Source organism: Streptomyces mesophilus (genome assembly GCF_040300965.1).
Taxonomy (GTDB): Bacteria; Actinomycetota; Actinomycetes; order Streptomycetales; family Streptomycetaceae; genus Streptomyces; species Streptomyces mesophilus_A.
The window spans coordinates 1-13,879 of record NZ_JBEPEW010000068.1 but is presented as its reverse complement, the minus strand read 5'-3'; the positions used below and the strand labels follow the sequence as shown (position 1 = coordinate 13,879).

General features: G+C 70.3%; 10 protein-coding genes. 6 read left to right on the top strand and 4 right to left on the bottom strand.

Annotated features, from left to right (window positions below; genetic code table 11):
• Window positions 1-2 precede the first annotated feature (2 nt).
• Together ABT367_RS23100 and ABT367_RS23095 are read right to left on the bottom strand one after the other, a co-directional pair.
• A complete protein-coding gene (locus ABT367_RS23100; RefSeq protein ID WP_352254979.1) occupies window positions 3-725 on the bottom strand; it encodes a helix-turn-helix transcriptional regulator in 723 nt (240 codons plus the stop codon).
• Between the two features lie 314 nt (window positions 726-1,039).
• Entirely contained in the window at window positions 1,040-2,017 is a 978-nt protein-coding gene (locus ABT367_RS23095; RefSeq protein ID WP_434975516.1) for a hydroxyacid dehydrogenase, read from the bottom strand.
• A 340-nt stretch (window positions 2,018-2,357) separates the two neighbouring features.
• Between ABT367_RS23095 and ABT367_RS23090 the strand changes: the two genes are divergently transcribed.
• The 6 genes from ABT367_RS23090 (at window position 2,358) to ABT367_RS23065 (ending at window position 11,596) form a co-directional block, all read left to right on the top strand.
• Entirely contained in the window at window positions 2,358-3,212 is an 855-nt protein-coding gene (locus tag ABT367_RS23090; protein ID WP_352254977.1) for an ABC transporter permease, read from the top strand.
• 32 nt (window positions 3,213-3,244) lie between these two features.
• Window positions 3,245-4,108, top strand: a complete 864-nt coding sequence (locus ABT367_RS23085; protein WP_352255005.1) for a carbohydrate ABC transporter permease — start codon at window positions 3,245-3,247, stop codon at window positions 4,106-4,108.
• Window positions 4,109-4,172: 64 nt separating this feature from the next.
• A complete protein-coding gene (locus ABT367_RS23080) occupies window positions 4,173-5,834 on the top strand; it encodes a sugar ABC transporter substrate-binding protein (protein ID WP_352254976.1) in 1,662 nt (553 codons plus the stop codon).
• Window positions 5,835-5,898: 64 nt separating this feature from the next.
• Entirely contained in the window at window positions 5,899-6,963 is a 1,065-nt protein-coding gene (locus ABT367_RS23075; protein ID WP_352254975.1) for a LacI family DNA-binding transcriptional regulator, read from the top strand.
• Window positions 6,964-7,150: 187 nt separating this feature from the next.
• Entirely contained in the window at window positions 7,151-9,583 is a 2,433-nt protein-coding gene (locus tag ABT367_RS23070) for a polysaccharide lyase 8 family protein (RefSeq protein ID WP_352254974.1), read from the top strand.
• Between the two features lie 135 nt (window positions 9,584-9,718).
• Entirely contained in the window at window positions 9,719-11,596 is a 1,878-nt protein-coding gene (locus tag ABT367_RS23065; RefSeq protein ID WP_352254973.1) for a DUF2264 domain-containing protein, read from the top strand.
• A 91-nt stretch (window positions 11,597-11,687) separates the two neighbouring features.
• On the opposite strand, the gene ABT367_RS23060 is transcribed toward ABT367_RS23065, so the two are convergent.
• Window positions 11,688-11,993: a hypothetical protein gene (locus ABT367_RS23060; protein WP_352254972.1), complete on the bottom strand. Its 306-nt coding sequence runs from the start codon at window positions 11,991-11,993 to the stop codon at window positions 11,688-11,690.
• A 179-nt stretch (window positions 11,994-12,172) separates the two neighbouring features.
• A partial coding sequence (locus ABT367_RS23055; protein WP_352254971.1) for a PQQ-binding-like beta-propeller repeat protein occupies window positions 12,173-13,879 on the bottom strand: 1,707 nt, incomplete at its 5' end.

Genomic DNA, 13,879 nt, shown 5'->3' with positions numbered 1-13,879 from the left:
GCTTACGCGTGACCGGAGTTGTTGATCGAGGGCGGCTCCGGAGCCGCGGGCACACCGCCCACCGGACCCGCACGGTCGAGCAGCCCCGTACGCGCCGCGAGCGCCGCCGCTTCCAGACGTGAGCCGACGCCCAGCTTCATCAGGACCCGCTGCACATGCGTACGCGCCGTGCTCGGCGCTATCCCCATGCCCGCCGCGATCAGCCGGGTGTCCTCGCCGTCCGCGACCCGGACGAGGACCTCGACCTCGCGCGGGGTGAGCATCTGCAGGAGACGCTGGCCCTCGTCGTCGGGCTGTGCGGCCGGGTTGAGCAGTTCGGCGAACGCGCCCTGAAGGAGCGAGGGAGCGACCGCGGCCTCGCCGGAGCGGGCCTTCATGATGGCGCGTTCGACGCCTTCGATCCGCTCGTCGTGCCGTACGTATCCGGAGGCGCCGGCGGCGAACGCGGCCGCTATGCCGCGGGGTGAGGGCACCGGGCCCAGGACCACGACGGCGACCTGCGGACGCTCCCGCTTGATCTTCACGATCGGGTCGAACATGCCCGGCTCGGCGGGTGTGGACGTGCCGATCAGACAGACCTCGGGCGCCCGCTGCACCACCAGCTCCGCCGCTCCCGCGGCCGGTGCCGCGGCGGCGAGCACCCGGTGCCCGCGCAGTTTCAGGGCCGAGGCGAGCGCCTCGGCCAGCAGACGGTGATCGTCGACCACCATGAGCCGCACACCCATCGGGCCACCCCCCATTCCCCACGCGCGCAAGTATCGGAGCCCCCCAGCCCCTCATCTCCCGGAAGCTACACGGTTGTTCGACATTACGCGCCCCCTACCGGCCAGAAGCACCTCGGAATACCGGAATCCCTGCTATTCGGGACTGAAGGGCGGTACGCGGACGAGGAATGCTGCCCGTAAACGGCGCCGAAATCCCCCGGGATCGTCCGCATCTCCGGGATACCGGATACCGGATACGGAACGCGGGGCGGCCCCACCCCCTCCGCGGGGCCGCCCCGCCGTCTTCGGTCACGCCGGCCGACCGGCCGGCTCGGTCACGCCAGCCGCGCCAGCTCCTCCCGGGTGACGAGCCCGCGCAGCGGCTCGCCCCGGACGTAGCGCTCCAGCTCCGCCACCACGTGCTCACCCAGGCGCCGCAGCTCGCTGCCCTGGACGCCCGCGATATGCGGGGTGAGCAGCACGTTCGGCAGGTCGTAGAAGGGGTGCCCGTGCGGTGGCGGCTCCGGGTCCGTCACGTCGAGGAAGGCGTTCAGGCGGCCGCTCACGCACTCGCGGGTCAGCGCCTCGGTGTCCAGGAGGGAGCCGCGGGCGGTGTTGATCAGCGTGGAGCCGTCGGCCATCAGCGCGAGGCGGCGAGCGTCCAACAGGTGGCGCGTCTCGGGCAGTTCGGGTGCGTGCACGCTGACGATGCTGGACTCACGGCACAGGGTGTCCAGGTCGGCGGGTTCGGCGCCCATCTCCCGCGCGGCCGCCTCGTCGACGTACGGGTCGTGCAGCAGGATCCGGTGGCCTCGGCCGGAGGCGACCAGGCCCTCGATCACCCCGCGGCCGATCCGGGAGGCGCCGATGATGCCGATGGTCCGGCCGTCCACGCCTTCGCGTTCGGAGTGCGGGGGGAACGCGGTCCGGTAGGCGCGGGCTGCGGGCAGCGCCTGCTTTCCGGCGAGGACGACCGCGGCGAGGGTGAAGTCCACGACCGGTGTGGCGTTGGCGTCGGCGGCCGAGGACACGAGCAGGCCCCGGTCCCAGACGGCCGGTGCGGCGATCCGTTTCACCGATCCGGCGGCGTGCAGGACGACTTGGAGCCGTGGTGCGCCCGCGAGCACGTCCCCGGTCAGCGGCGGACAGCCCCAGCAGGTCACCAACACCTCGGCCTGCGTGAGCACTTCACGTGCCGCCGCGGTCGTGAGGTCACCGGCCAGCGGAACTCCGTCGCCGGCCAGGTCGGCGAGCCGCCCTATCCGCTCCCGGAGGTCCTGCGGCAGCACCATGCCCGCTTCCTCGGCGGTCATGGCGAGCGCCACCGTGAGTCTGTCTGCCACGCGGACCTCCACTCGAGTAACCATTCAAGTAACCGTTTTCTACTAGGAGTCGCAGGCTAGAGACCCAGCACAGGAGCGGTCAAGGAAGCTGCAGGGTCAGAAGTATTGACCGGCTGATGTAACCGCTTTAGATTCCGGGCACCTTGAACAGACGACGAAGGGGTGGCCCGTGGCCACGGTGTCTCAAAATGCCACGCGTACCGAGGCGGTGAAGCCGTCCGACACAGGAGCCAAGCAGGGCATACCGCCCAAGCGGCCCGTGCGTGAACGGTGGAAACGTTTTCGGCGCGACCGCACACTGGTCCTCCTGATGGTCCCCGGAATCGCCTACTTCCTGGTGTTCCACTACGGGGCGCTCTTCGGCAACGTCATCGCGTTCAAGGAGTACATCCCGTTCGAAGGCCTGTGGGTGAGCCCGTGGGTCGGCTTCGACAACTTCGAGCGGATGTTCACGGACGCCGACTTCTGGCACTCGGTGACCAACACCCTGGTCATCGCGCTGCTCCAACTGGCCTTCTTCTTCCCCGTACCGCTGGCGCTCGCGCTGCTCCTGCACAGCCTCACCTCGGACCTGCTGCGGCGCTTCGTGCAGTCGGTGGTCTATCTGCCGCACTTCCTGTCCTGGGTGATCGTCGTCGCGCTGTTCCAGCAAGTCCTGGGCGGTACCGGCCTGTTGAACGACGTGCTCGGCGACGCGGGCCTGCACACGGTGCACATCATCGGCAACCCGGACGCGTTCCAGCCGCTGGTCGTCGCGCAGGTGATCTGGAAGGACGGCGGCTGGGGCACGATCATCTTCCTCGCCGCCCTGATGCAGGTGAACGAGGAGCTCTACGAGTCCGCCGCGCTCGACGGCGCGGGGCCCTGGCGCCGCTTCTGGCACGTCACGCTGCCCCAGATCCGGCCCATCATCATCCTGCTCCTGCTGCTTCGGATCGGCGACATCCTCTCCGTCGGCTTCGAGCAGATGCTGCTCCAGCGCGATGCGTACGGCCCCGAGGCCGCCGAGATCATCGACACCTTCGTGTACTACCAGGGCCTGCTCCAGGGCGACTTCGGCTATGCGGCGGCGGCCGGCCTGTTCAAGGGCGTCATCGGCGCCGTGCTCGTCTACACCGCGAACAAGGTCGCCCACCGCCTCGGCGAACAGGGGATCTACAAGTGAGTCACGCCAAGAACGCCGTACGCCCGGCCTGGATGGAGAAGCCACGCCCGCTCACCAGCGCCGCGAAGGGCCTCGCCCTCACCGTCGTGATCCTCCTGGTCACCGTGCCCTTCCTCGTCGTCGTCTCCACCTCGTTCGCCTCCAACCACGAGGTCGTCGCCAACGGCGGCTACGTGCTGTGGCCCACGGACCCGACCCTGCGCGCGTACGAGCAGATCTTCTCCGGCGGCGTGGTCGGCCGCGCCCTGTGGATCTCCATCGCCCTCACCGCACTCGGCACGGCGTTCAGCATGCTGTGCAGCGTCCTCCTCGCGTACGCCCTGTCCAGGCCGCGGGTGTACGGGGGCAAGCCGGTGCTGCTCCTGGTGCTCTTCACGTTCCTGTTCCCGCCCGGCATGATCCCCGGCTATCTGGTGGTCAAAGAGCTGGGCATGCTGGACAGTTTCGCCTCGCTGATCGCCCCGGTGCTGATCAACGTCTTCAACCTGATCGTGCTGCGCGGGTTCTTCCAGGGCATCCCCGAAGAGCTCTTCGAGGCGGCCCGGCTCGACGGCGCGAGCGACTGGAAGATCCTCTGGATCGTCGTGGTCCCGCTGTCGAAGGCCGTGCTCGCGGTCGTCGGTCTCTTCTACGCGGTGACGTACTGGAACTCGTGGTTCCACGCCTCCATCTACATGGAGTCCGAGAACTGGCCCCTGCAGCAGGTGCTGCGCACTTACGTGCTCGGCGGCGCCCAGCTCGCCGACAGCGGCGCGGCGGAGGCGGCCAATGTCGCGGCCCCGCAGACCACGCAGATGGCGGTCCTCGTCACGGCCACCGTCCCGATCCTCCTGGTCTACCCGTTCCTGCAGAAGTACTTCACCAAGGGCGTGCTCACCGGCGCCATCAAGAGCTGATCCGAGGCGTATCCCGGCAGCTCACCGCAGGCCCCAACTCCCTTGCCATGAAAGGCAGACACCCATGTCCGCTTCCGTCCCGTCCTCCGGCTTCTCCCGGCGCACCCTGCTGCGCGCGATAGGCGCCGGCAGCGCCGTGATCGCCGCCCCCGCCCTGCTCACCGCGTGCAGCGGTGACGCCGGCGACAGCTCCGTCGGCAACAAGGGCACCAAGCTGGCACCGTGGCCCACGTACACCCCCATCACCAAGGGCCCCAAGCCCGATCTGCCGGGTACCACGGAGGGTGTGCAGGACGGCTTCCTCAACTACCCGTCGGACACGTTCCAGGCGACGAACGACAAGCCGGGCGACGGCTCCACCGTGCACGTCATGGCCGTCACGTACGGCACCGCGCCCTCGCCGTACGAGAACAACAAGTTCTGGCAGGCGGTGCAGGGGGCGCTCGGCGTCAAGATCAAGTTCAGCGCCGTACCGGTCGCGGACTTCCCGAAGAAGATCGCCACGGTGATGGCGGGCGACGATCTGCCCGACATCCTGGACATCGGCGGTATCGCGAGCTTCCCGCGCGAGGCGGAGTTCGTGAAGAAGAAGATGGCCGACCTGAGCGAGTTCCTCTCGGGCGACGCGGCCAAGGACTACCCGCATCTGGCGAACATCCCCACGTACGCCTGGGAGGGCATGGGCCGTATCTCCGGGAAGATCTACGGCGTCCCTGTGGCGCGGCCCGCCTTCGGCGACACCCTCTTCATCAACGCCGACATGTACAAGGCGGCCGGCTACCAGGACGGGGGCTCGGCGGACAATTTCATCCAGTCCGCGATCAAGGCCTCGAATTCCAAGCGCTTCGCGCTCGGCGCCTACACCGGCTCGAACCCGTTCGGCTTCAAGACGCACGCCATCCAGCACGGCACTCCGAACCTGTGGGAGTTCAAGGACGGCAAGATGGCCGACATGTACGGGCACGAGGGCTTCAAGGAGTCCCTCGAGTTCCTGGTGCGGCTGCACAAGGGCAAGGCCTTCCACCCCGACTCCACCTCGCTGTCCGTCCCCGACCTCAACACCCAGTACTTCAACGGGACGGTCGGCGGTGTGGTCGACGGCTTCCTGGCCCTGCAGCCCAACCTCCGTGACTCCAAGGGTGCGTTCGAGGTCGCGGCCGCCATGCCGTACGACGCGGGCGCCGGGCAGCACGCCATGCGCAACCGCGGCTGCTTCGGCTACACGGTCCTCAAGAAGGCGCCGAAGAAGCGCATCGAGATGCTGCTCCGCGTGCTTGACTTCCTGGCCTCGCCGTTCGGCAGCAAGGAGTTCGAGCTGCTCGAGTACGGCGTCGAAGGCACCCACTTCGAGCGGGACAAGGACAACAACCCGATCCTCACCGAGTTGGGCATCACCGAGACGAAGGCCCTGCCCTTCGGCCGTATCTGCGACGCACCGCCGGTCCTGTACCTGCCCGGCTTCGCGGAGGCCGCCAGGGCCAACCACGAGTGGCAGAAGAAGACCGTCCCGCTCCTGAAGCGCAACGACCAGTGGGGCCTTCAGTCCGCGACCTTCACCAGCAAGGGCGCCTCGCTCGACCAGATCGTCGCGGACGGCGTCACCGCCATCGTCACCGGCCGCCAGAAGGTGTCCGACTGGGACGCGATCTACAGCAAGTGGCAGCAGTCCGGCGGCAGGAAGGCCGCCGAGGAGTTCGCCGAGGAGCGCTCGGCGCTCGACAAGTAGGGTTATGCCACAACGGCCGGGGGCGATCGAGCAGGTGCCCCCGGCCCGTAGACCAGGAGGCCCGGTGACGCAGAAAGTCACCATCAAGGACGTCGCCGCACAGGCCGGCGTCTCCGTCGCGACCGTCTCCCGGGTGCTCGCGGGCACCTACCCGACCTCGGCGCACGCGCGTACCAAGGTGATGCGCGCGGTCAACGAGCTCGACTACGTACCGAACGCCCACGCCCGCGGTCTCGCGGGCAACGGCCGCAAGACAGTGGCCGTCCTGATCCAGGCGGTGCACGCCCCCTTCTACGGCGCGATCGCGCACGGCGTGGAAGCCGAGGCGGCGGCCTGCGGCCGGCTCTCCCTGGTGTGCCAGACGGGCGGCGACCCGGACCGCGAACTGGCCCTCGTCCAGATGATGCGCGAACAGCGCGCGGAGACCGTGGTGCTCGCGGGCGGTGTCGTCGAGGACGACGCGTACCGGGAGCGGATCGCCCGCTATGCGCAGGGACTCGAGGCGGCGGGCTCGCGTCTGGTGCTGTGCGGACGGCCGGTGCCGTCCGCCGACCTGCCGGCGCTGATCGTCGAGTACGACAACGAGGCCGGGGCCCGTGCGGTGACCAGCCATCTCCTGGCGGCGGGGCACCGCGACATCGCGTACATCGGGCATATCCCCGGGCTGTCCACGAGCGAGCAGCGCCTTGCCGGATTCCGCGCCGGTCTCGCCGACTTCGGCATCGCTCCCGAGCGGGCCCGGATCATCGAATGCGACGGTCTGGAGCTGGAGTACGGCCTCGCGGCGGCGCACCGGATCCTCGCCGCGTGCGGCGGGAAGCCGGACTTCACGGCGGTGTTCGCGGCCGACGACTGGGTGGCCACGGGTGTCATCCGCGCGCTGCACGACTACGGGCTCGAAGTGCCGGGTGATGTGTCGGTGGTCGGCTACAACGACGAACGGCACTCGGCGCATCTCGACCCGCCGCTGACCACCGTGCACATCCCCGGCGAGGAACTCGGGCGCACCGCCGTACGGATGGCGCTGCGCGACGAGGCGCTGGGCACGGCGGGTGCGCGGCGGCAGGAGAAGCAGGTGCTCGGCACCCACATCGTGGTGCGGAAGTCGGTGGCGCGGGTCGGGAGTTGACCCGACCCCCGCGGGGGCGGCTTGCGGCAGGGCAACGGTGAGCCGTTGTCCCCGCGGCCGCCTGTAACCGGTTACGCGGATCTGCGTACCCTCCCGCAACTCCCCTTGCTCACACCCTTGTCAGCCGTAGCAAGCGGTTACATGCTATGCGGCACCGCACGCGTCGACCGAGTCCCGGGAGCCCCGTATGCCCCAGCCCTCTCACATAAGCCGCCGCAGAGTCCTGGGCGCCACCGGTGTCGCCGGGCTGCTCGTCTCCGCGTCGGCGGCGGGGCTCGTCTCCGCGCCGCGGGCGGCGGCAGCCGATGACACGGGGGCCGGCGTGAGCGCCGACGCGTACGACACTTTGCTGCAGCGCGCCGAAGAGCTGATCACCGGCGGTCAGTTCAACGCCGCCGACCCGGACTTCGCCGCCGCGGTGGACCGCCTCGACACCACCGCCGCCGAGCTGTGGTCGACGATGGACCGCTCCGCCGGACGCACCTTCCTGTGGCCGGACATGGCGCCCGTCACCGACCCCGACATGTTCGGCCAGAGCTACCCGCGCCTGGCCACGCTCGCCGCCGCCTGGAAGGTCCCCGGCACCTCCCTGAGCGGCCGCGAGGACGTGGCCCAGGCGGTCGTCGCCGGCCTGCGCTTCCTCTACGACCGTGCCTTCAACCCGACCGCCACCCGCACCGGCAACTGGTGGTTCTGGGAGATCGGCGCCCCGCGCGGCCTGCTCGACACCTGCGTCCTGATGCGCACCAAACTCCCCGCCGCCGACCTGTCCGCCTATCTCGCCACGGTCGCCAAGTGGTGCCCGAACCCCGACCGCCGCGTCTCCTACGACGCCGTCGAGACCGGCGCGAACCGCTCGGACAAGTCCGTCATCGTCGCTCTGCACGGTCTGCTCGCCCGCGACGCGGCCAAGGTCGCCCAGGGCCGCGACGGCCTCTCGGACCTGGCCGGCTCGGGCGCCAACAGCGTCTTCACGTATGTGACTTCGGGTGACGGCTTCTACGCGGACGGCTCGTTCATCCAGCACAACTACGTGGCCTACACGGGCGCGTACGGCCAGGTCATGCTCTCCGGACTCGCGTACATCCTCGCGCTGCTCGCGGGCTCCCAGTGGGCGGTCACCGATCCGGACGTGACCGTCGTCCATGACGCTGTGGAACGTTCCTTCTCGCCGTTCGTCTTCGAGGGCCTGATGATGGACTCGCAGTCGGGCCGCGCGGTCTCGCGCTGGAGGACGCCGGACTCCGACCGGGGCGCGCGCGTCATCTCCGGGGTCCTGCTGCTCGCCCAGACCGCACCCGCCGCGTACGCCGCCCGCTGGCGGGCGCTGGCCAAGGGCTGGATCCAGCGCAACAAGCTCACCCCGTACCTGGCCGACGCGAGCATCCCGCAGGTCGCCCGCGCCCGGGCCGTGCTCGACAACGGCGCGATCGTGCCCACCGCCCCGCTCACCGGGGCCTTCGCCTTCGCCGGCATGGACCGGATGGTGCACCGGCGCCCGACCTGGGCGCTGAGCCTCGGCATGTCCTCGGCGCGCGTCTCGGCGTACGAGTGCGGCAACTTCGAGAACAAGCACGGCTGGTACCAGGGCGACGGCGTCACGTACCTCTACACCTCGGGCGATCTCGGCCAGTTCGGCGACAGCTTCTGGGCGACCGTCGATCCGTACCGGCTGCCGGGCACCACCGTCGACACCCGCACCCGCGCGAAGATCGGGGACGCGAACGGCACCAAGACCTTCCAGCCTGCGAACCTGACGGCGGGCGGCGCGACCCTCGGCGGGCGCTTCGGCGCCGCCGCGATGAAACTCGTCGCCGACGGCTCGACGCTGCAGGCCAAGAAGGTGTGGTTCACACTCGACGACGCGGTGATCGCGCTGGGCGCGGACATCACGTCCACCGACGGCCGCACGATCGAGACGATCGTGGAGAACCGCAACCTCCACATCTCCGGCACCAACGCCCTCACCGTCGACGGCGCCGTCCAACCCGGCACCCAGGGGTGGACGAAGACGTTCACGGGCTCCCGCTGGGCGCATCTGAACGGCACCGGCGGCTACGTCTTCCTCGGCGGTGCGTCGGTGCGCGCGCTGCGCCACGAGCGCACCGGGACCTGGGCGGCGATCAACACCGGCAAGGACACCGGGGGCACCGACGACCCGGTCACCCGTCGCTATCTGACCCTCTGGCTCGACCACGGCGCGTCCCCGGCCGCCGCCGGCTACTCCTATGCGCTGCTCCCGGGTGCCTCGGCCGCGCAGACCTCCCAATGGGCGGCGTCGCAGCCGGTGCGGATCGTCGCCAACAAGAAGGAGGTGCAGGCCATCGAGGCGCCCGGCCACGGCCTGCTCGCCGCCCACTTCTGGCACCCCGGCGCCGCGGACGGCCTGACGAGTTCGGCGCCGGCCACCGTCCTCGTACGCAAGCACTCCGCCGGGATCTCGGTGGCGGTCGCGGAGACCTCGCGTGCATACGAGACGGTGCGGATCAAGCTGCCGTACGCGGCGACGCGGGTGGTCTCCGCCGACGCCACGGTGACGGTCACCCCCGGCAGCCGGGCGGTGGTGACGGTGCGCACCGGCGGCTCCCGCGGCCGTACGCACGTGGCGGAACTGGCCTGACCCCGTGGGCCGTACGGCCCGCCTCATGACCGGCCCGGACCGGCCCGGCCTGACACCGGCCGGCCCGGGCTGCACGGTACGAAGCACGGGCTGCGGCCCGGGCCGCACGGTACGAAGAGCAAGTGAGGGAGCACGATGACGAAGCAGACCCCACCGGACGACCTGGGCACCCGCGCGGGCTGGGAGGCGCTCGCCGACCAACTCCTGGGCGCGGTGGAGCCGTTCGCGTCACCCGGGTTCGGGCAGTACCGGCTGCCGGGCCGCGCCAGCCAGTCGGGCCAGGAGTCCGACGGCCTGGAGGGCTACGCCCGCACCTTCCTGCTCGCGGCCTTCCGTATCGCGGGCGCCCGCGGCGAGGTCGACCAGCGCCTGATCGACCGGTACGCGGCGGGACTTGCCGCCGGTACGGATCCGGCGAGCGGCCCCGGCGAGGCGTGGCTGCCCGTCACGGACCGGAAGCAGCCGATGGTCGAAGCCGCCTCGATCGCACTCGGACTGCACGAGACCCGGCCGTGGCTGTGGGACAGGCTCGACGACAAGGTGCGTGCGCACGTGGTCGACTGGCTCGGCGGCTTCATCGGCGCCGAGCCGCACGACAACAACTGGCTGCTCTTCCAGGTCGTCGCCGAACAGTTCCTCGCCTCGGTCGGCGCCCCGCACTCCCAGGCCGACATCGACCGCGGCCTCGACCGGATCGAGGACTGGTACCGGGGCGACGGCTGGTACACCGACGGCGACGGACGGCACTTCGACCACTACAACGGCTGGGCGATGCACCTGTATCCGCTGCTGTGGGCACGGATCGCGGGGGCGTCGGCGGACGCGGGACGGGTCGCCACCTACCGGGAGCGGCTGCGTCAATTCCTCGGCACGTACGCGCACTTGATCGGCGGTGACGGGGCGCCGATGCACCAGGGGCGTTCCCTCGTCTACCGCTGGGCGGCCGCCGCGCCGCTGTGGATGGGCGAGTTGGCGGACTGCACGCCGCTGTCTCCCGGGGTGACCCGACGGGCCGCCTCCGGGATGCTGCGGCACTTCACCGCGCACGGGGTGCCGGACGAGCGGGGCCTTCTCACGCTCGGCTGGCACCGCCCGTTCCTGCCGATGGCCCAGGGCTACTCGGGCCCCGCCTCTCCCTACTGGGCGAGCAAGGGCTTCGTAGGACTGCTCCTTCCGCCGGAGCACCCGGCGTGGACCGCACCGGAGGAACAACTGCCGGTGGAGAAGGGGGACTTCTCGCTCGCGCTGCCGCAGCCGGGCTGGCTGCTGCACGGCACCAAGGCGGACGGTGTCGTACGCCTGGTCAACCACGGCACGGACCACCAGCCCCGCGACCCGGAGGAACCGCCGACCGCGGACCCGCACTACGCCAAGTTCGGCTACAGCACCGCGACCGCGCCCGAGGCGGGCGAGTCGGCCTGGCGGCGCGGCGTGGACGGGCACCTCGCGCTGCTGCCGGCGGGCGCCGACCCGGCCGAGGCGGCGGGCGAGCCCCGGCGGCGCATCCACCCGGTGGAGGTGGCCCCGGGCCGTGCCTCGTCCTGGCACGAGGCGCGGGTGGCCGGCGACCCCGAAGCGTACGGAATCGCCACCACCTCGCTGGTGCACGGGCGTTACGAGGTCCGCGTGCACCGCGTCTTCGCCCCCGCGGGCGCCACGGTCCGCGAGGGCGGATACGCGGTCGCGGGCGAGACGGTCCCCGCGGAGACCGGGCCGGGCTGGGCCGTCGCCCGCGGCGCCCGGGTTGCTTCGGCGGTCGTGGCACTGCACGGCTGGGACGCGGGGGCCGGCGTCGTCCACGCGAGGGACGCGAACGCCCTCGGCCCGCGCTCGGCCACCCCGTACCTCCTGCGCCGCGACCACCCCGGCGGCCGGACCGTACACGTCACGCTGGTCGTCCTGTCCGGCGAACCCCTGGACGCCGCCTGGCTCCACACCCACACCACGGTCACGCTCACCTCGGAGGAGGAGCTGACGGTCCGCCTTCCGGACGGCACGGAACTGAACGGGTGACCCATCAGCGCGCGAACACGCATGAGCCCCCTTCCGTACAGGCAAGGGGGCTCATGCGATCGTCACGCACCAGGGGCGTCGGGGCCCCTCATCAGGCCCAAGGGCTCATCTGCCACTGCGACCATGCGCAGTCCTTGCGCACATCGCCGTTGTACCGGCATACCTCGATCCTGACGCGGTCGATCCTCATGCCCGGGCCCCACGGCCCTTTGACCGAGGCATCGTCCCCGTAGCCGACGGCCTTGACCCAACTCGTGTTGAGGGAGGTCGAGTTCACCTGGAGACGGATGCGGGCGTGCTGGCCGTCCGAAGCCGTGTCCGTGACGAGCAGTTCGAGGGGGTTGAGCTTGGTGGCCGACGCGAAAACGACCGAGGCCCGGCCTCTTGCACCGTCCACCGACGCACCCAGCCTGTAGGTGGGAGTCTCGGCCTGGGCCGAACCTCCCGCCAGGACGATCAGAGCCAACGTGCTCGCACCAGCTACCCCCACATGCATCAACCTGCGCATGTGAACCCCCTTTGCCGACACGAACTTTGACCGCGGAAGGGTACCGGCATCCCACACCCGGCACTACGTCACTTCGCCCCGAGACCGACCACCAGATAGTTCTTGTCGTCCGAGGACAGCGGCTTGCTGGCGAAGACGTCCGAGATGAACAGCCGGCCGTTCCCGTAGCGGTATTCGGCATGCATCGTGGAGAAGCTGGTCTCCGCGTCACGGACCGCCTCGTCGGACGGGTTCTCCAGGAACACCGTCTGCTCGAAGGTCTTCCCGTCGATGCTGACGATCTGGCCGCCCTTGTCGTACGGCGGCTCCTTGTAGGCGATGATGTTGCCGCCGTCCATGCGCAGCGGGAACATCGAGTAGTTGTCGCCGGCGTCGGCCTTCTGGCCGCCTTCCTTACCGGTCGCCAGGTTGTACGAGATGATCTCGTTGGTCATGCCGTACTCGCCGCCGCCCTCGTGCTCGCGGGTGGCGAGGTAGAGGTGGTCGTTGCCGACCGCCATCTGCGAACAGGGCTCGACGTTGGTGGCGTCGCACCGGCTCATGGTCTTCTCCGGGTCCACCGCGACCTTGCTGCGCAGCTTGCCGGTCTTGGCGTCGATGGAGAAGTAGTCCGTCGGGCCCTTGGACTCACCGGTGGAGTCCACCGCGACGACCAGCGGGTCGGTGGACGGGATGTGCGCCCACTGGATGCCCGAGGGCAGCGTGTACGAGGAGATCGGCTTGCCCGCGTCGTCCAGCGGCTGCACCTTGCGCGGCGCCTTGTCGAAGTCGCTGCCGCAGCGGCTGATCGCGACCAGCGTCTTGCCGCCGCCGTAGCCCTGGTCCACGCACTTGTCGCCGGCGCGCGGCTCCCACTTGATGCCGCCGGTCTTCAGGTCCCAGGCCGCACCACCGCTGGTGCTGCCCGCGGCGACGAGGTTGCCGCCGACGGTCACCTGGCTGAAGTTGATCGCCTGGTCGCCCGCCTTGGCCTGCTCCTGCCAGAGCTTCTTGCCGTTGTCGATGTCGATCGCGGCAACCTCGGTGCAACCCGGGTACGGGTCTTCCTTGGTGGGCTTGGCGTTGTGGAAGTTGACGGCGGTGATGCCGTCCGCGCTGACGTGCTCGGAGGCGCTGCAGACCTCGCCGTCGAGCGGGATCGTCCAGAGCTTCTCGCCGCTGTCCGGGTTGTAGCCGACGATCTCGTACACACCGACCTTGGCGTAGGTCTTCTCGGTCAGCCAGGAGCCCTTGACCGTGATGGCGTCGTCGCCCTTCACCTCGGGCGCGGGCACGTTGAAGAGCACGGCGCCCTTGGTGCTGGCCGGCTTCTTCTCCTTGCCGGTGCCGCCGCCCTTGCCCTCCTCGCCGCCGCCCTTGCCGCCGTCGGTCTGGCCCTGCTTGGACTCGTCCTTCTTGCCGCCCTCGTCGTCCCCGGAGGCGAGGAAGACACCGGCGCCGATGATCAGGGCGACGGCCACCACGGCCGCGATGATGATCATCATCTGCGTGTTGAGCTTCTTGCCGCCACCGCCGCCGGGCGCGCCCATCGGAGCGGTGCCCGGCTGCTGGTAACTCCCGTACGGCTGCTGCTGATACGTGCCGTACGGCTGCTGCTGCTGTGTCCCGTACGGCTGCTGCTGGCCTGCCGCCTGCTGGCCGTACCCGATCTGCTGGCCCGGGGTCGGGGTCGGGTAGACCTGGCCCGGCGCGGGGGTGCCGTATCCGGGCTGTGCGGGCTGGCCCGGCGCCTGCGGGTAGCCGTAACCGGGCTGGCCGGGCGGCGGGGTGCTCGG

Excerpts from the sequence above, each read along its gene's own strand:
- ABT367_RS23100 (WP_352254979.1), bottom strand. The coding sequence starts at position 725 with ATGGGTGTGCGGCTCATGGTGGTCGACGATCACCGTCTGCTGGCCGAG.
- ABT367_RS23095 (WP_434975516.1), bottom strand. The coding sequence starts at position 2,017 with ATGACCGCCGAGGAAGCGGGCATGGTGCTGCCGCAGGACCTCCGGGAG.
- ABT367_RS23090 (WP_352254977.1), top strand. The coding sequence starts at position 2,358 with ATGGTCCCCGGAATCGCCTACTTCCTGGTGTTCCACTACGGGGCGCTC.
- ABT367_RS23085 (WP_352255005.1), top strand. The coding sequence starts at position 3,245 with ATGGAGAAGCCACGCCCGCTCACCAGCGCCGCGAAGGGCCTCGCCCTC.
- ABT367_RS23080 (WP_352254976.1), top strand. The coding sequence starts at position 4,173 with ATGTCCGCTTCCGTCCCGTCCTCCGGCTTCTCCCGGCGCACCCTGCTG.
- ABT367_RS23070 (WP_352254974.1), top strand. The coding sequence starts at position 7,151 with ATGCCCCAGCCCTCTCACATAAGCCGCCGCAGAGTCCTGGGCGCCACC.
- ABT367_RS23065 (WP_352254973.1), top strand. The coding sequence starts at position 9,719 with ATGACGAAGCAGACCCCACCGGACGACCTGGGCACCCGCGCGGGCTGG.